Genomic DNA, 20469 nt, shown 5'->3' with positions numbered 1-20469 from the left:
TTTGATCAAAACAGTTCATGTGAGCCATATCGGACGAGTGCGTTCGGTGAATGAAGATTCAGCCTGGATTCGTAATCTCGATACAGGATATATTCTGGGTATTGTTGCCGATGGCATGGGTGGACATCTTGCAGGGGATACGGCAAGCCGCTTGGCAGTAGAGACGTTGGTGCAAGATCTGGGAACACTGGAACCAGGTCTGTCACATGCGTCTCTGTCTGCGGCTCTCAGCGATGCTATTTTGCATGCCAACGAAGTTATCTTCCGCACGGCATCAACAGATGACAAGTATCACAACATGGGAACAACGGTGGTTGCGGCTTTATTGAACGATACGGAAGGTGTTATTGGACACATCGGTGATAGCAGAGCCTACAAAATTGCGAACAAAGCTGTGATCCAGCTAACCGAGGACCATACACTGGTGAATGAATTGTTCAAAAATGGTCAGATTAGCAAAGAGGATGTGTCCCATCATCCACGTCGCAACGTACTAACTCGTGCGCTTGGAACAGATGCCGAGGTGAAGGTAGATCTGAATACCGTCAAGCTGGAGGAAGGCGAAGTTCTTCTCCTGTGCAGTGATGGTCTCAGTAACCTGGTCAGCAATGAGCAGATTATTCAGGTTGCCGGCAATCTGGAACTGGCATTGGAAGATCGTGCAGACCGACTGCTTCAGTTGGCTTTACTTGCTGGGGGAGACGACAATATCACGGTTGCTTTGTTCGAGTTGCAGAGGGAAGGTTCCGTGGATACGGAAACGGGGTGTGAGTCATGATTGGGCACCAGCTAGGCGGACGCTATGAAGTGATTGAGCGTGTCGGCGGTGGCGGCATGGCTCTTGTGTACAAAGCCCAGGATCTTCTGTTAAACCGGAATGTAGCAATTAAAGTCCTTAGACAACAGTTTGTGCATGACGAAGAGTTTATTCGCCGTTTCCGCAGGGAAGCACAATCGGCAGCATCGCTGTCTCATCCGAATGTAGTCAGTATTTATGACGTGGGGCAGGAAGATGACGTTCATTATATTGTCATGGAGTATGTGGAAGGCAAAAACCTGAATGAAATTATTAAAGAACGTGCGCCGCTGCAAGTGGACGAATCTGTCCGAATCGCTTCCCAGATTGCAGATGCTCTTGATCATGCACATCATAATCAAATCATTCATCGGGATATCAAACCCCACAATATATTAATTGGCCGGAATGGCCGTGTGAAAGTCACGGATTTCGGGATTGCTCGTGCCGTTACATCTACAACGATTACGCAGACGGGTTCCGTAGTTGGTTCTGTACATTACTTCTCACCGGAGCATGCCAAAGGCATCGTTACTGGTGAAAAATCGGACTTATATTCTCTTGGGATCGTACTTTACCAAATGCTTACCGGGCAACTTCCGTTTCTGGGTGAAAGTCCAATCAGTGTGGCATTGAAGCATTTGCAGGAAGAGTTCGATGAACCACGCAAATTCAATCCATTGATTCCGCAAAGTGTGGAAAATGTCATCTTAAAATCCATGCGTAAAAATCCGCAGGAACGTTATCAGTCGGCCAAAGAAATGCAGACCGATCTGGAAACTTGCCTGATGCCGGAGAGACGGAATGAAACGAAGATTGATTTTCCGGATGAGGATGATATAGACCAGACTCGCGTAATGCCAGCGATCAAGCCTGAACCGCGTGGAGTTACATCGACGGGTGCGGTGCCAGTGATGGAGTCTAACGAAGAAACTGGCAAGGGTAAGGCAAAATCCAAGAGCTGGAAGAAGCCAGCTCTACTCATCTCATTAACCGTTCTTATTCTAATCGCCATGGTGGGCGTTGTATGGTATGTCAAGGGTATGCTGGTTGTACCTGAAGTAACCGTGCCTAACGTGATCACCCAGACGGAAGAAAAGGCGCGGGAAATGCTTGAGGAGAAAGGACTCGTCGTCAGTGATGAGGTCATCCGTCTGTACCAGGAAGGTGTCGAACCCGGTATCGTCTATGCACAGAGCAGAAAAGAAGGCGATGTTGTCAAAGAAGGATCCGAGGTCCAGATCAGTGTTGGTGCAGAAAAAGAACTTTTGAAGATGATTGATGTCAAACAAGTAACTTATGATGAGGCTGTCAAGAAGCTGACTGCTCTTGGTATTAAGGAAGATCAGATTCAGCGGAAAGATGACTTCTCCAATGATGTGGCTTCAGGTTCTGTTATTTCCCAGACACCGGGTGTCAATGAGGAATTCGACCCAGAGACAGTTCAGATTGAGTTAACCGTAAGTAAAGGTGCTGAAACAGTCAAAATGCCTGATCTGAAAAATCTTACCCGCAGTGAAGCCGAAGAAAAACTTAAATCTGCTGGACTGGAACTTGCTCAGGTGCAGGAAGAACTAAGTTATACGGTGGAAAAGGGCAAAGTTACGCAGCAATGGCCTGTGGAAGCGGGCGCAGACGTACGTCCTGGCGATAAGATTACGATCTTTATTAGTACAGGGTATCCGCCTGAAGCGCTGCAATATGCTTTTGATATCATTGTATCACCCAAAGAAGATGGCAAAAACAGTAAAATCCGTATCACATATGAAGATGCACGCGGCAAGAATCAGGAATGGGGAACACGCACTGTGAACTCAACCCAGACCTTGACCATTCCACTTGTGCTCGCTCCAAATGAAAATGGGGCTGTATCTGTATATCGTGATGGACAGTTCCTGGATACGTATCTTGTCTCCTACAGTGACGCCAAAAACGGAACAGTAAACGTACCTTCCATTGACCCGGAACAAAGCACTGAGACGCCGCCAGAAAATGAGCCTGATCCAGGTGAAGGTAGCGTAGATGAGGGAAGTGTTGATCCCAATCAGGAAGGTGAACCTGAGTCCACACCGGCAGACGGTGAGGGTGACAGCGTAGATGAGGACACTTCTGCCATGAATAATGGTAAGGGGCACGACAAGGAAAAAGAGAAGAAAAAGGAAGTCATTAACGCATCAAGCCGTCCATAAGGGCGGCTTATGCTGGCGTCTGGAGTAAATGTACCACCAACTAAAGGAGGGCGACGGAGCTATGCCAGAAGGTATCATCGTTAAAGCGCTAAGCGGTTACTATTATGTCATGCCAGTGGAAGACAACGGGGTTCCTTCGGTTGAAGGTTCCGCCGTTCAATGTCGAGCCAGAGGTATCTTCAGAAAACGGGGAACGTCACCGCTTGTAGGTGACCGCGTCAGCTACATGTTGACAGAGAACGGAGAAGGAACGGTAGATGAAATCCGGAAGCGTGAGACGGAACTTATCCGTCCTCCTGTAGCCAATGTAAGTTTGGCTGTTCTCGTGTTCTCTGTGAAGGAACCGGATATGAACCTGAACCTGTTGGACAAGTTCCTTGTTCACATCGAGCAGGCGGGGCTGGATGCACTCATTGTGTTGACCAAACTGGACTTGGCTGATTCAGCCAAAGACACTGTGGCTGAAGTGAAAGCATTGTATGAACAGGTTGGTTATGAAGTAATCTCCACAAGTTCACGTACCGGTGAAGGCAGTGAATTGCTCAGAGACCGTCTGGCTGGTAAGATCAGCGTATTCTCCGGACAATCCGGTGTAGGCAAGTCTTCGATGTTAAATGCATTGATGCCGGGCCTGACGCTGGAGACAAATGCAATCAGCATGCGTCTAGGACGAGGGAAACACACCACCAGGCACGTGGAGCTTATTCCGTTGGATAATGGTGGATTTGTTGCGGATACGCCAGGATTCAGCCAACTGGACTTTCTGGAGATCGGTGTGGAGGAACTCTCCACTTGTTTCCGGGAATTCGCCCAGTTTGCAGATCAGTGCAAATTCAGAGGTTGTACCCATACACATGAACCAGGCTGTCGTGTGCTTGCGGCCAAGGAGGAAGGTCTGATCTCCGAAAGCCGATATCAGCACTATGTGCTGTTCCTGACCGAAATGAAAGATAAGAAGCGGAGGTATTAACATGATTAAAATTGCCCCATCGATATTATCAGCTGACTTTGCCCGCCTTGGTGCGGAAGTTGCAGAAGCCCAAGCTGCAGGAGGAGACTGGATTCATGTTGACGTTATGGACGGTCATTTCGTCCCTAATATTACGCTTGGACCTGCGATTGTGAAAGCAATCGCTCCACATACAAGCTTGCCGCTCGATGTGCATTTGATGATTGAGAATCCGGAGCGTTATGTTGAGGAATTTGCCAAAGCGGGTGCAGCGGTAATTACCGTTCATGCGGAGGCTTGTGTGCATTTACACCGGGTTATTCATCTGATCAAGGAGCAGGGAGTGAAGGCAGGAGTTGCCCTTAATCCGGGAACGCCAGCGTCTGCCATTCTCGAAGTTCTGGATGATGTGGACATGGTTCTTGTTATGACGGTCAATCCTGGATTTGGCGGACAGGCTTTCATCTCGGGTACCATGAACAAAATCAAGCAGATTCGTACCTGGTTGAACGAAAAGGGACGCCATGATGTACATATCGAAGTAGATGGCGGAATTGCTGCCGATACAGCCCCGCTTGTGGTGGAAGCTGGAGCAGATGTGCTCGTTGCTGGGAGTGCCGTATTTGGACGTGAGGATCGTGCTGCCGCGATTACTGAAATTCGCCGTAGCTACGGAGGCTGATCTATGACCCTCAAGGAGACACTGTGGACGATGGCTGCGAGTCTCGTGACGGGACTTGTGCTTGCTTTGTTTGCGGTTATTCAATCCCCGTTTAATGCCATCACGTCATTAATCGGGGTAGGCGTTGTTATTATGTATTTCCGCAAATTTGATCGTACGGGACATCGGGTTACTTTTGTCATATTCGGCATACTGTATTATTTACTGAGTGTTTTCATGATCGCTGCCTATCAATATATTCCTGCCCAAACGTAAATGACCTGATCTTCGGGCTTGTCATTGTGGAATAGGGATCGAAGGTTCCGCATAAATATGGTTACATGAGCAGGTTTCTCATGTAGCCTTTTTTGTCGTGTTTGAGGTAAAGAAGGCCTGAAGCATAGGATACGGCGGACGCATGAGCATGATGGGGAGGGTGAATTATGAAATTTTACACATTCAAACTGCCGAAGTTTTTGGGAGGGTTTGTAAAGGCGATTCTTAATACGTTTCAAAAGAACTGATCCGATTGATAAGGTAACAGGGAATACCGCCGCTTCGGCTCAGGCTTATCTGGAATTCGTACCTGCGAAGCGCCATGCGGCGGCCATTCACATGTTAATGAGCGTATTCAAGAATCCCTTTTTTGAATACCAAAAAAGCACCTGCAAGGAACAAGGTGCTTTTTGCTTACCCGATTTATAGTAGCTTTGCGTGATTATACGCGAGTCACTTTACCGGCTTTCAGTGCACGGGTGCTTACGTATACACGTTTTGGTTTGCCGTCAACGAGAATGCGGACCTTCTGAACGTTTACGCCCCAAGTACGACGGTTACGGTTGTTAGCGTGGGATACGTGGTTACCGGTGCCCGGTTTCTTACCTGTCACATAACATTTGCGAGACATAGATTACACCTCCTATCCTAAAATAACCAGTTGCCTTCAGAAACGAAAAGTCATTCCATAAGGACTAAATTGTTCTTCCTGATCATAAAGATCAGGTTTCAGTAGCTAATGGCGTTGTTTAAGCCGGCATGAACCGGATCATTTCCATTACTTAACCTGCATAAAACAATACTTGAATATAATATCATAATTAAAAAAGCTTCGTCAACTGATCCAAAAACTTTATTTATTTCTCCTGTCTAATATAGTACAATGTTGAGTAGTCCATAATACAGTGGTGAAAAGGCTGTTGCCGCGAGGAAGTCGGAGAATAAACCGTACTTAGAGGTCGGTGGTCTGCTTTTTGGCAACGCTGTGAGCTGCGGCATTCCATCATTGGCACCAGTCTCCATGCGGCATTCATGCCGGCTCTTGATACCGGTGCATATCCGTATGCCCCGAAGTTAGGGGTGCAGAGAGTGCAGGATATTGGTAGCCCGGCCGCCCAGACCGTTAATCCGGCTGACATGTTGTATTGTATGCCTGTGCCGGACAAGGTATGGACGAAGAATAACGCAGTCCGCGTTAGCGCATGAACAGACCAGACACATCTTGGTGCAAGGTGTTCGTGTATCAAGCTAGGAAGGGGAATTCTCACTTGAGTATACGTTCTTTAAATGGAACAGATTTCACCGCAATGGTACTTGCCGGAGCGGAACAACTTGGACAGCATGCAGAGCACGTCAATTCCCTGAATGTTTTCCCTGTGCCGGATGGTGACACGGGAACGAACATGAATTTGACAATGAGTGCAGGAGTCGCAGAGATTAAAAGAAAAAGTTCTGCCTCCATCGGCGAAGCTGCCGGTATTCTATCGAAAGGCCTGCTTATGGGCGCACGGGGGAATTCAGGAGTTATTCTGTCGCAATTGTTCCGTGGTTTTAGTCGTTCAGCTGCTCCCTATGAGGAACTGAATACGCTCCAATTTGCAGCAGCCCTGCAGAACGGTGTTGACGCAGCTTACAAAGCAGTCGTAAAGCCCGTTGAAGGGACCATTCTTACCGTAGCCAAGGAAGCGGCGAAACATGCCAACTACTACGCAAGACGGACGAATGATATTACTGAATTAATGAATGAAGTTTTGTTAAAAGCAAAAGAAGCACTGGCAATGACTCCAGAATTACTGCCTGTACTGAAACAGGTCGGTGTTGTGGACTCAGGTGGTCAGGGGCTTGTATATATCTACGAGGGCTTTATGGAAGTATTGCTGCAAAGTGACGGAGGGAGTCGTACTTCGCTGAACAAAGAAGTAACCCCATCCGTGGCAGCATCTGCTTTGAAACCGGCTGCACCGACAGAAGTGGATATCAAGAAGCCTGCACAGCAGCAGGTGATTGCGCCGGAGATGCCATTGTCTGCTCAGGCGAGACTGGAAACGGAAGATATTGAATTCCTGTATGATATGGAATTCTTCATTAATCGTGAGCTTGGAGAGAACGCAGGAGTGGCATTTGATGACGAAGCATTCCGGAAAGCGTTGTCAGTTAATGGGGATTCGATCATTATCATTGCCGATGATGAAGTCATCAAAGTTCATGTCCATTCCAAGACCCCAGGTGATGTATTAAACCTGGCGCTTCATTATGGTGAGATTACACAGATTCATATTCTTAATATGCGTGAACAGCATCGGGATCTCCTGACAGCAGGCATGGACATTGCTCCATCACCTGAATTGTTTGCAGAGATTCCACCTGAGGCAGCGCGCAGTATGGAAGAGGCTGTGCTTCCTGCAGATGAGATGGCACCGTATGGTTTTATTGCGGTATCCTCCGGTGACGGTATTGCAGAGATTTTCCAAAGTCTTGGCGTTGATGTTGTTCTGTCCGGTGGACAGACGATGAATCCGAGTACTGAGGATTTTGTAAAAGCCGTTCGTTCCATTGCTGCGGAGCAGGTATTTATACTCCCGAATAACTCGAATATTGTACTGGCTGCGGAGCAGGCTCGTGAATTGCTTGAAGATGAGCGCCGGATTACGGTTATTCCAAGCAAGACCATTCCACAGGGAATGGCTGCTGCCTTTGCTTTCCAGGAAGATGAGTCTGCGGAAACAAACCGTGACCAAATGTTGGAAGCCATTAGCCGGGTACAGTCCGGTCAAGTGACTCATGCGGTTCGTGATACGCAATATGATGAATTGGATATCAAGGCGGGGCACTATATCGGTATTCATAACTCCAAAATTGTAGCGACGGATGAAGCCATGCTTCAAGCATGTGAAGGTCTGCTCAAACAGATGATGGAGAGTGGAGATGAAGTGGTGACGATCCTTGAAGGGGACGAAGCTGACCCTGAGGTTACTGCTGCCCTCGCTGCATGGCTTGAAGTACAGTATCCTGATGCTGAGGTAGAGGTACATCGTGGAGGACAGCCTGTGTATTATTATTTGTTCTCCGTAGAGTCCTAATAGCACTCTAGCGAAGAGGAGGAGAGTCATGAGCCACAAAGTTGCGATTGTAACAGACAGTACGGCGGATATTCCCGAAGAACTCATTCGCAAATACGGGATTCACATTGTTCCGCTGCGCCTTCTGTTCGGTGAAGAGACCTATGCAGATGGCGTTGATCTGACTTCGGAACAGTTCTATGAAAAATTGAAGAAGAGTTCTGTGTTGCCTACAACTTCACAGCCATCTCCAACCGATTTCATGAATGTATATCAGGCACTGCTTGATGAGAACCCGGAACGTCCGATTGTATCGATCCACCTGTCATCCGGCATGAGTGGTACCTATCAATCGGCCATGCTTGGCAAGTCTTTGCTGGAGCGTGAGGGTGACATCACCGTGCTGGATTCGAAGTCAGCTTCGTATGGATACGGTCTAATGGTGGTACAGGCTGCTGAACTTGCCGAACAGGGCAAGTCAGCAGTCGATATCGCTGCTGCTATTGAAGGGATGCAACAATCTCGCAAGTTGTTCTTTCTTGTAGATACTTTGGAGTATCTGCAAAAGGGCGGTCGGATTGGCAAAGCTTCAGCCATCTTGGGAACGTTGCTTAACATTAAGCCGATCCTGTCTATTGATGAAGAGGGCGTTATCTACGCAGTTGAGAAAGTCAGAGGTCATAAAAAAGCAATGGCACGCATTATTGAGCTGTTCCAGAAGGATCTTGCAGGCAAACGGGTGAACCTGGCGGTAGGTCATACCGCTGACCCGGGATCAGCGATCGCTTGTGCAGAGCAGCTGCGGGGTCATTTTACACTGAATGAAGTGATCTATACCAATATTGGAGCCGTAATAGGCAGTCATGTTGGACCTGGTGTCATTGCGATCTTTATGTGGCCTGTTCCGGAATGAGGGATTAGACATGAAATTGGAAGAAATATCAGTTAAGCAAATTAACGGCGTGAGTGCTCTCAAAGAGGGAGAGCTTCACGCCTTTGGCATCTCTACTGTTAAAGACCTGCTTGAATATTATCCGTTCCGTTACGAGGATTATCGTCTGCGTTCACTTAGTGAAGTGAAGGATGGGGACAAGATTACGGTCCAGGGACAGGTGATGGGTATTCCTGTATTACAACGATACGGTAAAAAGTCCCGTCTTACCTGTAAGATCATGACGGAAGAGTGGATGATTACAGCCACCTGGTTCAATCGCCATTTCCTCAAAGAACAACTTACCCCCAATCGGGAGATTGTGATTACGGGAAAATGGGAACAAAAACGCATGCAGATGACAGTAACTGACTCGGAGTTCCCTGATAAAGGCGATGGGCGTTCAGGTACATTGCAACCTGTATATTCGGTAACCGGCAAACTGACGCAACAATGGATGCGAAAAACGATCAATCAAGGGTTAATTCAATTCGGAGATATGATTCCTGAGATTCTGCCTCAGTCCTTGATGAAGAAATACAGCTTGATGCCTCGTAAACAAGCGATTGCTGGAATTCATCGTCCACAGGACAACCGGGAAGGTCAGCAGGCCAGACAGCGGATGGTGTATGAAGAGCTGTTTCTGTTCCAGTTAAAAATGCAGGCGTATCGCGCGCTCAACCGGAATCGCATGGATGGTGTGGTACATACCACGGACAATACGACGATTCGTGAGTTTGTACGCAGTTTACCTTTTGAACTGACAGATGCTCAGAAAAAGGTGGAGCTTGAAATTCTGCATGATATGCGTTCGCCCTATGCAATGAATCGGTTATTGCAGGGTGATGTCGGATCGGGTAAAACGGTTATTGCGGCAATTGCGCTATACACGACTGTTCGATCTGGGTTCCAAGGGGCTCTGATGGTGCCTACGGAGATTCTGGCGGAACAGCATATGCGTTCACTGCAAAAGCTGTTTGAACCGTTTGGGGTAACTGTAGGGCTGTTAACGGGCAGTGTAAATGGACGCAAACGTAAAGATCTGATTGCCTCGTTGAAAATGGGCATGATTGATATCGTGGTGGGTACACACGCCCTGATTCAGGAAGATGTTTTCTTCCGTGATCTGGGTCTTGTGGTGACGGACGAGCAGCATCGCTTCGGTGTGAATCAGCGCAGCGTTTTACGACGCAAAGGATATAATCCGGATGTGTTAACGATGACGGCAACGCCAATTCCACGGACACTGGCGATTACGGCTTTTGGGGATATTGAAGTATCCACGATCTCAGAACGTCCGAAGGGACGGATTCCCATCTCTACGTATTGGGTTAAGCACGATATGATGGAGCGGGTGCTCGGGTTTATCTCCAGAGAAGTGGATCAGGGGCGTCAGGCTTATCTGATCTGTCCGCTCATTGAAGAGTCGGAGAAACTGGATGTGCAGAATGCCATTGATCTGCATGTGCAGATGCAGCAGAACTTTCCGAAATATCGTGTAGGTCTGCTGCATGGCCGGATGACGGCTGCGGAGAAAGAAGAGATGATGCGCGACTTCTACAGCAATGATATTCAGTTGCTCGTCTCCACCACCGTTGTGGAGGTTGGGGTCGATGTGCCAAATGCCACGTTGATGGTCATTATGGACGCGGACCGCTTCGGTCTTTCCCAGCTGCATCAGCTTCGTGGTCGGGTCGGGCGTGGTGCGCATGCTTCCTATTGTGTACTCATTGCTGATCCCAAGACGGAGGTTGGACAAGAACGTATGAAGGTCATGACGGAAACGGAGGATGGATTCGAGGTATCCAGGCGTGATCTGGATCTCCGGGGTCCGGGTGATTTCTTTGGTACCAAACAGAGCGGATTGCCCGAGTTCCGTCTTGCCGATATGGTTGCCGATTTTGCTGTGCTCGAACAAGCCAGAGATGACGTGACCCACTTAATTGAGGATGCGACCTTCTGGACCTCTATGGACTATGCACCTCTGCGTGATTTCCTACAGCAACAGCAAGTATTCAAGGGTGATCTGATTGACTAAAGCTTGCCATAATAGTGGGTTTTTCGTATTACCTTTGTAAAAAAAGACAAGTGTACAAGCCCTCCCGACATATGAATAAGAAGTGAGTTCATTCTTTTGGGAGGTGCTATACGTTTTGGGTTATCAACAATATGGAATTAGTCCGCAGCTGGTGGAGCGGATCAAATTAAAGATGAAAAATCCCGCTGTCAAAGAGCGTATCAAAAAGTTGATTGATGGCGTGACCAAGTCTGATCTGCAAGATAAGGCCAAGGTCAGAAGGTTGGTCAAGTCTTCAGCTGTCATTATGAATGAGAATTTCTCTCCGGCGCAGGAGGAGCAGTTTGTTGCTTTTGTGCTCGCGCAGAAGATTGATCCGAACAATACGTTTCATTTGATTAAGCTGTGGGGGATGTTTAGATAGGGATTCGATGTAATGTTGGTGGAGTGAAACATTCGTTTACACGAGGGCACTACGATGACAGAATAACCTTCCGAGCGCTGTTATCCCCGGATTTTTTGATTGACCCTTTCCATGGGTAAAATCCGGTGATAAAGGCGCACGCTTCGCTTCTTTAGGTTATTTCTGTCCTCTCCGTTGTTGTGTAAATTGATATATTTTACAAAACCCAAATTACATTCAAGTTGTGTGGTAATTTAGGAAGGGGTGTTTCATTAGTCATGCAGATGACGTAATGGAACACCCCTTTTTGAACGGTATGGTGCCAGGGAGAAGATTGGCAGCTAAGCACCACACGAAAACAAGGAACTGGGCCATCATACATGGCCTAGTTCCTTGTTTTTTGCGGTGAAGGATTTGTGTTGCTTTCGGTATTCCTCTGGGGTCCAACCGGTCAATTTTTTAAACACCCGAAAAAAATATTTTGGATTGTCGTAACCCAGCTGTTTGGCAACCCGGTAGATTTTATCGTCTGTGCTCGTTAAGAGCTGCTTGGCTTGCCTGATCCGTAGTCGGTTTACGTAATCAGTGAAGTTCTCGGATGTCTTTTCTTTAAATAAGTGACTGAGGTAACTCGGGTTCAGGTAGAACAGGGACGATACCCATTCCAGCGTTAAATCCTTGGTATAGTGATTATCGATATATGTCCTGACGTTGTCGATCACTTGATCTGATGCGTAGGGATTGTCTTCCTTAAGCAGAAGAGCTGTTCCCGTCAGCACCTTTACCATGTAATGCCTAATACACTCCATATCGAATGAGACGTTCAGGACGGCCTCCAAGCTGGAAGAGGCGCTACTGTTACCTCCGTTCTGGATATAGTTACTCAGTAGCCGTTTGGTTTCCGTAATAATGTCTCTGCACTGCTCTTTCAGGTGGGCAAGCAAGGCATCAGGCTGCCGTATGTAGAAAGCAAAGAAATCGGTGATGAGCTCTTCCACCTTCGGCACATTCCCGCTCTCTATAAAAAATAACAGTTCATACGTTCGAGCCCACTTCAGTTGATGTAAAGGAATTTGCTCCCGTGAGAATACGTAACATTTGCCAAAATCGGTAATGGCTCGTTCGTCCAACGCAAGGATCGTTTGATGATGAGCTTCTCGGACCCCACCAATGCCTGTATGAGGCAAGCTGATTCCCACACAACAATCCGTAGTTTCGGATTTGGTCAAAATTATACTCGCTGTTTGTTCTGCCATTTTCTGCAGATCAAGCTGGCCTGAGCAACCCAGATCATGCATCAGGAAAAACAGTAGCTGATCCGTTTGTGGGTGAGGAATGTACAGGCCATTCGAAAAGGTAGGCAGTTGCTGTGCTGCAAGCGGTTGAGGACCATAAATCGTCAATAAAATGAATTGGTCAGATGCCATGATGGCGGCAAATTCCGCAGAGCGGAACACAGGTGTTTTGATGGATGAATGGGGAGCCAGCACATAATTCAGGAAGGCTTGCATGTCTGCATCCCTTTTCATCTGTTCCGTTTCTACTTCTCTTAGAACGACTTCCCGCTGAAGAGAGCGCTCCTGTTCGATGGCTTGGATGGCTTGGTGAAGCGTACCGTGGATTTCATCCCGGCTAAAAGGCTTCAGCAGGTAATTTACAACTTTCGCAGAGATTGCCTCCTGCATATAATCAAAATCGGTATGTCCGCTAATGACAATTAACTTGATGCGCGGATATTGCTGGCATACTGTCCTGATCAACAGCTTGCCATCGACCTCAGGCATACGCATGTCCGTAAAGATAATGTCCGGCTTGAACGATTCAATCAAAGCCAAGGCGTCTGCGCCGTTATCTGCTTCGCCTAAGAGTTCAAGCGAGTGCTCAAAAGTCCCGATTTTTTTCAACAAACCTTTGCGGATCAAGGGTTCATCGTCCACAACGATATACGTGTACATCTCTTGGTCACCTCTTTTCCCAATTGGCCGGAATTTCGAGTGTAATTCGAGTTCCTGTATTCAAATCGGTATGAAACGAAAGGCCGTAACCCTCTCCGTAATACAAAGCAATTCGTGAATGCACGTTTTTGATGCCGATGCTTTGTTTATGCCTTTGACCAACGGCGACGAATTCAGGTGGCTGCTGGAGCAATTGTCGAAGTTCCTCCGCTTGTGTTGAGGACATGCCCACGCCATCGTCCCAGATCTCGAACACGATGCTGTCCCCCTGAAACAAACCGGTAATGGTAACGGACCCCTTCCCACGTTTGTTCTCCAACCCGTGATAGATGGCATTTTCCACGAGTGGTTGCAACAGAAGTTTCAGCATGCGACGACTCCGAAGTTCCGGGTCCACATTGAGTTTGAACGCGAACTTGTCACCATACCGAATCTGCTGGATGGCCATGTAGTTTTCTACATGCTGAAGTTCTTCGCTGACCGCGACCAGCTCGCTGTCCGTTTTGATGCTGTAGCGGAACATGTCCCCGAGTGACTTGGTCATCACCACAATACTCTCAACTTCTTCGATCTCGGCAATGCTATTAATCGACTCCAGCGTATTGTAGAGGAAATGGGAGTTGATCTGTGCTTCCAATGCCTTCATCTGGGAGTCCAGCATGAGGATTTTATTCTGGTAACTTTCTCGGATATGCGTATCGATGTCTTTCATCATTTTGTTGAACTCATGGTAAAGGATTCCAATCTCGTCGACTTGCCTCGTTACTTGAGGCTTGATGGTCACAAAACGATGAGATTTGGTTTTGCGCATCAGTTTGGTCAATTCAATGATGGGTTTGGTGATCAGGTTGGATAAGAAAAAGGAAAGCAGAAGGAAAATGACGGCACAGCTTATGGCCACGTATAACAGCAACTTTTGCGAGATGTTGTACTCCTCATACAACCGATCCATAGAGATGTTGGCAATCACGTTCCAATTGCGGCCGGGAACTTTCTGGATTACCGTCATCATGTTATCTTGGATGGATTTGTACTGTGAATTGCTGCCGACTTGATGCGTTGCCGCAGCCAGCGTATCGGAGAGAGGAGTGCTAACTCTACTTCCGTCGCTGGAGTACAAGATCTCGCCAGCGTCGTTCGCCAGATATAGATTGGACAAGCTTGGTGCCGGATTACGTTTTAGACCGTCAAAAATGTTCATACTGCAATCCAGCATAAACACGCCTAGGAACTCGTTGTTGTTGGGATCGTAGAGAGCTCTAGAGAAGCCAATGGATTCCTTGGCGTTAATGATGTAAGGTTTGACGCCAACTTCACCAATATACAAATCGCCTTTACGTTGGATCGTATCCAGATACCACTCATCGCGAATTGCGACATAATCGAGGCGTAGGTCTGTGCCGCTACTGCCATAACTTATCCATTTGCCATCTGGTGTGAAAAGGTACAAACCATTGATGTAATTGTAACCAAGCAGAATGTTTTCAAAGATCAATTTCAATTTGCTGCGGATCATGAAGATTTCATATTGATCGTTGGTACCGTTCAACTTGATTAGTTCATCACTCACAGTGCTGTAAGCGGTTGCATTGGAAGACTGCTGAAGGAGTGTGACGGAGATCCGGTCGATGTTCTGCAAAATTTCCTCCATGCTCTTGACCGAATTGCCTATAGTTGTCGACGTCACGAGAGTGGTCTGCTCATTCACCAGCTTCGTGTAACTGCGATAGGAACTGACAGAAACAACGATAATTGGCACGATCGATACGAGGACGAGGACCAGAAAAAGTTTAGTTTTGATGTTGAACAGAATCATACGTGCTCCTCCCGCCATTTGTCAATTCTAAAAATAGTGCACCATACGAGCCAAAGCAAATGCACTTTTGCCCACCGTATGATGAGAATGTGCACAAAGCAAGAATAAACATGAATCGGGGGAATGACAAGATGAAAAAAAGAAAACGACTGTGGTCCCTAACTTTGGTACTCCTCATGATGTTTCTGAGCGCATGTAGCTCCAGTAGTCAGGAGGGGAGCGGTACGGATAATAGCAACGGGAGTTCAGATGAATCAGGAAAGCCGATTACGTTGACGATGATGCTATCGGGAAACAAGGCGTCTGATGGAGAGGATTTCGAGTTGGAAATCTTGCCGCGTCTGGTAAAAGAGAAGTTTCCGAACATTACCCTTGAAGTGCAGAAATTGCCTGATGATCAGTACAATACATCCGTACGTACCAAGCTTGCGGCTGGACAGGGGCCGGATATGTTCTTGATTTTTCCAAAGAATGCAGCTGGCGGCGTCAATGATTTCGCAAAGGCAGGATTTGCTGCTGATCTATCCGATCTGAAGTTCTGGGACAACATCAGCCAAGGTGCGAAGGCAGATATGTCCTATGAGGGAAAACCTTATGGAGTGGCCAAAGGACTAGACTTCCTCGGCGTTTATTACAACAAGGAGTTGTTACAGCAGGCCGGATATTCCGAGTTTCCGAAGGATTGGCCTTCGTTCCTGGAGTTGTGCCAAAAGTTGCAGGCTACGGGCGTAACTCCAATTGCGATGGGGGATAAGGACCCTTGGATGATCCAATTCGGTATGTACCCGATTGCGGCCAATGTTGTCTATCCAAATGAGATGGATTTTGATGTAAAACTCCAGAAAGGCGAAAAATCGTTGACTGATCCCAAGTGGGTTCAAACGATCTCCAAGTACAAAGAGCTCTATGACAAGAACTATGTGGTGAAAAACTCCCTTGGCATTGGAAGTGCCCAATCTGCGCAGTTGTTCATCGATGGGCAAGCAGCCATGACCTTTACTGGAACATGGGACTATGCCTCCATGACGTCCAAAGGCGCTGCCGAATTTACTCGCGGATTCGCCTCATTGCCAGGTAACGAGCCGGAACAGCCAGTGTTTGTGTCTGCTGCAACATCTGCCGGATACGCTTTGAACGCCAAATCGGCAAACTTGGATGCAGCCAAGGAAGTACTGAACTACCTGTTTGATGGTGAATCCGATCTGTTCAAAGCATTTGTGGAAGCCAACAGTTCTATCAACGTCTATAAGGACGTAGAACTTGAAAATGAATTGTTCAAGGAAGTGAATGACAACTATCAACAAACTGGAAATTCAGTCTACTTCAGCAACCAGATGTGGCCAGCCGGAGTATCGGACGTCATGCAGGCAAAGTTTGCTGAGATTATTGCTGGACAGAAAACAACACCAGAAGATGTGGCAAACGCCATGGAAACCAAGTTCAGAGAGCTGTGGAAAAACTAGAACAAAACGATGCTGTCTGCTGTAAAGGGGAGAATGATTGTCCTTCTTCCCTTGCCGCAGGCCCCTTGGAAAGGATGGAGCAGGATGAGCTCTACTGTAATGAAAAAGTCCATGTACTGGTTTGCTTTGCCGGCATTGATCTTCTACCTGACCTTCTGGATATTCCCGATCCTGCGGTTGTTCCAGTACAGTATAACGGACTATAACGGGTACGCCCAAGCCTATAACTATATCGGTTTCGACAACTATAAGGAATTGTTCCGGAGCGACATCCTAGGCATTTCTTTAAAAAATACACTGATCTATACGTTTGTCACCGTCATAGCTGGCAATATCATCGGTTTAGCAATGGCTTTGCTGTTAAACATGAAAATAAGAGGAACCGGGATTTACCGTTCCCTGGCGTATATTCCCACTTTGTTCAGTGCGATTGTCGTCGGCTTTTTGTGGAGCTACGTCTATATGCCGGATTACGGGCTGATTTCTTCATTTCTCGATAAACTGGGTATCGCAAATGAACTGAATTTCCTGGGTGATTACTCGACCGCACTGTATTCTATTATCTTCGTGGAAATCTGGAAGACGATCGGAACGACAATGATTATCTTCCTTGCAGGACTACAGACTGTTCCGAGTGACCTTTTGGAAGCCGGACGGATTGATGGCTGCGGCTCATGGAGATTGCTGCGACATGTGAAGATTCCATTACTGGCAACAGCGATTACAATCAACGTGACGTTAAGTTTGATCAATGGACTCAAAGCGTTTGACTTCCCGTTTATCATGACGAATGGCGGTCCGGGCACGGCTACCAACACGCTGATTTATACCATCTACAAGATGGCATTTACCGAACAGCTCTTTGGTAAAGCTTCGGCTCTTGGCGTTATTTCCTTTGCCGTGATTATCGTCATTACCGCTGTTTTTGTCCTGAAAATGAACAAACGGGAGGTGTCGGCATGACGCTTCGTAAAGTTTTGGGGAAAGGGTCCGTTCAGGTTGTCGTGCTGTTGGTGATGGCGTTAAACCTGATTCCGTTAATTATTGCCTTTTCGACATCACTCCGAGATCCAAGCAACAACACAAATCCGCTGGTCCTGTTCCGGGAGATGTCCTTTGCAAGTTACAAGGCTGCCTTCGACCGCATGCACTTTCCGGAAGCGCTATGGAACAGCGTGGTGTTAACCGGTGTATCGGTCGTGTTCGTTGTCCTGTTTGCGGCGATGGCGTCCTACCCGATGGCCCGTTTGAAGACAAAGCTAAGTAAGTTCATGTATTTGTTTTTTTTGTCCGGACTCGTGGTACCTGCGCAAATGGTATTGATACCGATCGTGCAAATGATCAATGCGCTGCATATCCCAACGAATCAATATACGCCTATTTTCATGTTCATTACGTGCAGTCTGCCGTTTTCAACTTTCCTGTACACGGGTTTCATTCGAAGCGGTGTGCCTGAGGAGGTAGAAGAAGCGGCGCACATCGACGGGGCGGGATTATTCCAACGGTTCTGGACCGTCGTGTTCCCCTTACTCATTCCGGTAACGGTTTCGGTCATTATTACACAAGGTGTCTGGATCTGGAACGATTATTTCTTCAATATGATCTTTATTTCCAGCGCAGGAGATTCACCGTTACCACTGGCCATGCTCGGATTTTTGGGCGATCAGCAAAATCCCACGCAGTGGAACGTCCTGTTTGCAGCGTGCTTTCTGTGCGCGCTCCCGTTGCTGCTGGCGTTCTTGTTCCTGCAAAAATATTTTATCGGTGGTATGACCGTTGGGGCGGTCAAAGGTTAAGGAGGGCACTGCAATGAATGAAAAAGTGATAAACAACGCCTGGCTGGAAAAAGCACAGCGTCTAATGCCGGAGCTTCACCAGCAAAAGGTCTATCCGGAACATATTGTGAGCGCAGTTCCGGATGCGTCGGCTTTTCAGGGATGGCGTATCGAACCACTCGGCTTAGCAGAACAACTATCTGATCAAGTGTTGTGTAAGGGAGACAGTGTTACGTTGGATTTCGGGAAGCATCTCGTCGGTTTTCTGACCTTGTCGCTTCTTAACGAGCGCAGTAATGCAGATGCACCTCTCAGATTGAAGCTCACTTTCGGAGAAATGCCCTGTGAGGTCGGTGAGGATTTTGCAGCATATTCGGGTTGGCTTAGCCGTTCGTGGCTTCAGGATGAGATTGTGAATGTGGACGTGTTACCCGGTACGCTAACACTTAACCGTCGGTATGCCTTTCGGTATCTGAAAATCGAGGTCGTAGAAACGTCGATTCGTTACGATATTCGAATTAACGATGTATATTGCATGACGGTGACCTCAGCAGACATAGGGGCAGTACCTCAATTGCCTGAAGGTATCGACACGGAGCTGCTGGAAATAGATCGCGTGTCCGTGAAGACACTCCGGGATTGCATGCAGACGGTATTCGAAGATGGACCAAAGCGCGATCGACGTTTATGGATCGGAGATCTTCGCCTTCAGGCCCTCGTCAATTATGAAACATTCGACTGTAATGATCTCGTCAAGCGCTGTCTCTATCTTTTTGCCGGAACGAGATTAGAGGGAGGCCAGGTAGGAGCCTGTTTGTACGAACAACCGGAACCGTACGTGGACGACATTTACCTATATGACTATGCGTTGTTCTTTATTGCGACATTATGGGACTATTTTGAAGCTACCAAGGACAGGGAAACGTTGGAAGAACTTTGGCCGGTGGCTAGAGAACAGATTGAGATTGGGCTTAAACGACTTGATGAGCGGGGCATCGTAAGGGATGACGATACATGGTATTGTTTTCTGGACTGGCATGAAGAATTAAATAAACAGGCCGGTGCTCAGGCAGTTCTCATCTATAGTATGAAAAGGGGAAGGTCGATTGCCAAAGAACTAGGGCTGCCGGAGTATGAGGAATGGATTAACGCACACATCAAAGACGCTGAGCAAGCAGCCATCACACATCTGTGGGATGGTGATCAGGGCTTTTTCGTCAGTGGTGATAAAAGACAGGTATCCTGGGCATCGCAAATATGGATGGTTCTGGCTGAGATCATGGATGCTCCGGCGGCTCGGCAATTACTTGATCGATTAACAAGTAACGGAGAAGCTATTGGCATGACCACGCCGTACATGGTTCATCATTATGTTGATGCATTGCTTATGTGCGGGGAAGAGGAGAAGGCACTGGAGCAGATCCGAAGGTATTGGGGCGGTATGCTGAAGGATGGAGCGGACACTTTCTGGGAGCTCTACGACCCGGAAGACAAAACGTATTCTCCTTATGGCAGCAATTTGGTCAACAGTTATTGCCATGCTTGGAGCTGCACACCAAGTTATTTTATCAGGCGAAATTTTTCATGAATTTTGGACTTGAGGTCAACCAGGTACGTCTGGTTGGCCTTTTTGGATTAGTTTCAGATAGTATAGAGCCTGCCATGGCCTATTGTTTTTATTTTTAACTGTTTTTGTTCGTAACGTTAAAAGAACGAGTGGCTATTAATGAAGCGATAAATACGAATATTAAAATAAAGTTATATGAGTTTCCTTTAAGGTTGTAGACTTGAACGATGAGTGCCAGAGTTGAGATGCTTAAGATTATTCGCAGGACAATCGCCGATGAGCGATCAGGATGTTGGCTTCGTTTCGAGATAAAGGATAGGGTGTACCATAGAAAACTAAAAAGCAGAAGCAAACCTAAGAGTAGAATGGCAAGCATGCATGAACACCTTTCTATAATTAATTTCACTCAACAATTGGAATAACATGACAACTAATTATAACATAGGTTTTTTTGGAGTCGGACATTTTCATAGAAGTTAAGGGATGAACTATGGTGTGAATGGTGTAATATAGTTGGTGTATTTTCACAGGATGGACTTTGCTTTCCTCCGGGGGGAGCGGTAAACTGTTGCATACGAGCATACGAGCATACGAGCATACGAGCATACGAGC

At 47.2% G+C, this 20469-nt stretch carries 17 protein-coding genes; 14 read left to right on the top strand and 3 right to left on the bottom strand.

Translation table 11 applies throughout. The annotated features are described in order from the left end of the window. Position 1: 1 nt before the first annotated feature. The 6 genes from MKY44_RS18725 to spoVM all read left to right on the top strand — a co-directional run bounded on the left by MKY44_RS18725 (position 2) and on the right by spoVM (position 5119). A complete protein-coding gene (locus MKY44_RS18725) occupies positions 2-778 on the top strand; it encodes a Stp1/IreP family PP2C-type Ser/Thr phosphatase (RefSeq protein WP_341008133.1) in 777 nt (258 codons plus the stop codon). Continuing rightward, on the top strand, positions 775-2985 hold the full coding sequence (pknB, locus tag MKY44_RS18720) for a Stk1 family PASTA domain-containing Ser/Thr kinase (RefSeq protein WP_341008132.1): 2211 nt from the start codon (positions 775-777) through the stop codon (positions 2983-2985). The genes MKY44_RS18725 and pknB overlap by 4 nt, the downstream gene beginning before the upstream one ends. A gap of 61 nt (positions 2986-3046) precedes the next feature. Next, complete coding sequence (gene rsgA / locus MKY44_RS18715; protein ID WP_340386811.1) at positions 3047-3955, top strand: ribosome small subunit-dependent GTPase A; 909 nt, start codon at positions 3047-3049, stop codon at positions 3953-3955. Between the two features lies 1 nt (position 3956). Further along, positions 3957-4616: a ribulose-phosphate 3-epimerase gene (gene rpe / locus MKY44_RS18710; RefSeq protein WP_017687456.1), complete on the top strand. Its 660-nt coding sequence runs from the start codon at positions 3957-3959 to the stop codon at positions 4614-4616. Positions 4617-4619: 3 nt separating this feature from the next. Next, complete coding sequence (locus MKY44_RS18705; RefSeq protein WP_047843680.1) at positions 4620-4871, top strand: hypothetical protein; 252 nt, start codon at positions 4620-4622, stop codon at positions 4869-4871. A 167-nt stretch (positions 4872-5038) separates the two neighbouring features. After that, entirely contained in the window at positions 5039-5119 is an 81-nt protein-coding gene (spoVM, locus tag MKY44_RS18700) for a stage V sporulation protein SpoVM (RefSeq protein ID WP_019424875.1), read from the top strand. Positions 5120-5313: 194 nt separating this feature from the next. On the opposite strand, the gene rpmB is transcribed toward spoVM, so the two are convergent. Further along, on the bottom strand, positions 5314-5502 hold the full coding sequence (gene rpmB, locus MKY44_RS18695; RefSeq protein WP_017687459.1) for a 50S ribosomal protein L28: 189 nt from the start codon (positions 5500-5502) through the stop codon (positions 5314-5316). A 637-nt stretch (positions 5503-6139) separates the two neighbouring features. Between rpmB and MKY44_RS18690 the strand changes: the two genes are divergently transcribed. The 4 genes from MKY44_RS18690 (at position 6140) to MKY44_RS18675 (ending at position 11302) form a co-directional block, all read left to right on the top strand. After that, positions 6140-7951 carry a DAK2 domain-containing protein gene (locus MKY44_RS18690; protein WP_341008131.1) on the top strand — a complete coding sequence of 604 codons (1812 nt, stop codon included), beginning with the start codon at positions 6140-6142 and terminating at the stop codon, positions 7949-7951. 28 nt (positions 7952-7979) lie between these two features. Continuing rightward, a complete protein-coding gene (locus MKY44_RS18685; RefSeq protein WP_341008130.1) occupies positions 7980-8843 on the top strand; it encodes a DegV family protein in 864 nt (287 codons plus the stop codon). Positions 8844-8853: 10 nt separating this feature from the next. Next, a complete protein-coding gene (recG, locus tag MKY44_RS18680) occupies positions 8854-10899 on the top strand; it encodes an ATP-dependent DNA helicase RecG (RefSeq protein ID WP_341008129.1) in 2046 nt (681 codons plus the stop codon). 115 nt (positions 10900-11014) lie between these two features. After that, positions 11015-11302 carry a stage VI sporulation protein F gene (locus MKY44_RS18675; protein WP_036614589.1) on the top strand — a complete coding sequence of 96 codons (288 nt, stop codon included), beginning with the start codon at positions 11015-11017 and terminating at the stop codon, positions 11300-11302. A gap of 353 nt (positions 11303-11655) precedes the next feature. Here the strand turns inward: MKY44_RS18675 and MKY44_RS18670 are convergent, their stop codons facing one another. Both MKY44_RS18670 and MKY44_RS18665 read right to left on the bottom strand, forming a co-directional pair. Then, the gene (locus MKY44_RS18670; protein WP_341008128.1) at positions 11656-13236 is read right to left on the bottom strand and encodes a response regulator transcription factor; all 1581 of its coding nucleotides are present in this window, start codon (positions 13234-13236) and stop codon (positions 11656-11658) included. A 7-nt stretch (positions 13237-13243) separates the two neighbouring features. Then, positions 13244-15052, bottom strand: coding sequence for a sensor histidine kinase (locus MKY44_RS18665; protein ID WP_341008127.1), 1809 nt, complete (start codon positions 15050-15052; stop codon positions 13244-13246). A 131-nt stretch (positions 15053-15183) separates the two neighbouring features. On the opposite strand from MKY44_RS18665, the gene MKY44_RS18660 reads away from it, so the two are divergent. The 4 genes from MKY44_RS18660 (at position 15184) to MKY44_RS18645 (ending at position 19878) form a co-directional block, all read left to right on the top strand. After that, positions 15184-16515, top strand: a complete 1332-nt coding sequence (locus MKY44_RS18660) for an ABC transporter substrate-binding protein (RefSeq protein WP_341008126.1) — start codon at positions 15184-15186, stop codon at positions 16513-16515. Positions 16516-16599: 84 nt separating this feature from the next. After that, entirely contained in the window at positions 16600-17478 is an 879-nt protein-coding gene (locus MKY44_RS18655) for a carbohydrate ABC transporter permease (RefSeq protein WP_036614579.1), read from the top strand. After that, a complete protein-coding gene (locus MKY44_RS18650; RefSeq protein WP_017687468.1) occupies positions 17475-18311 on the top strand; it encodes a carbohydrate ABC transporter permease in 837 nt (278 codons plus the stop codon). The genes MKY44_RS18655 and MKY44_RS18650 overlap by 4 nt, the downstream gene beginning before the upstream one ends. A gap of 13 nt (positions 18312-18324) precedes the next feature. Then, positions 18325-19878, top strand: a complete 1554-nt coding sequence (locus tag MKY44_RS18645) for an alpha-L-rhamnosidase-related protein (RefSeq protein ID WP_341008125.1) — start codon at positions 18325-18327, stop codon at positions 19876-19878. Positions 19879-20469 lie beyond the last annotated feature (591 nt).

This window comes from Paenibacillus sp. FSL R7-0026 (genome assembly GCF_038004485.1).
Taxonomy (GTDB): domain Bacteria; phylum Bacillota; class Bacilli; order Paenibacillales; family Paenibacillaceae; genus Paenibacillus; species Paenibacillus xylanexedens_A.
The sequence above is the reverse complement of the archived record's forward strand: the minus strand, read 5'-3'. Positions and strand labels throughout refer to the sequence as shown.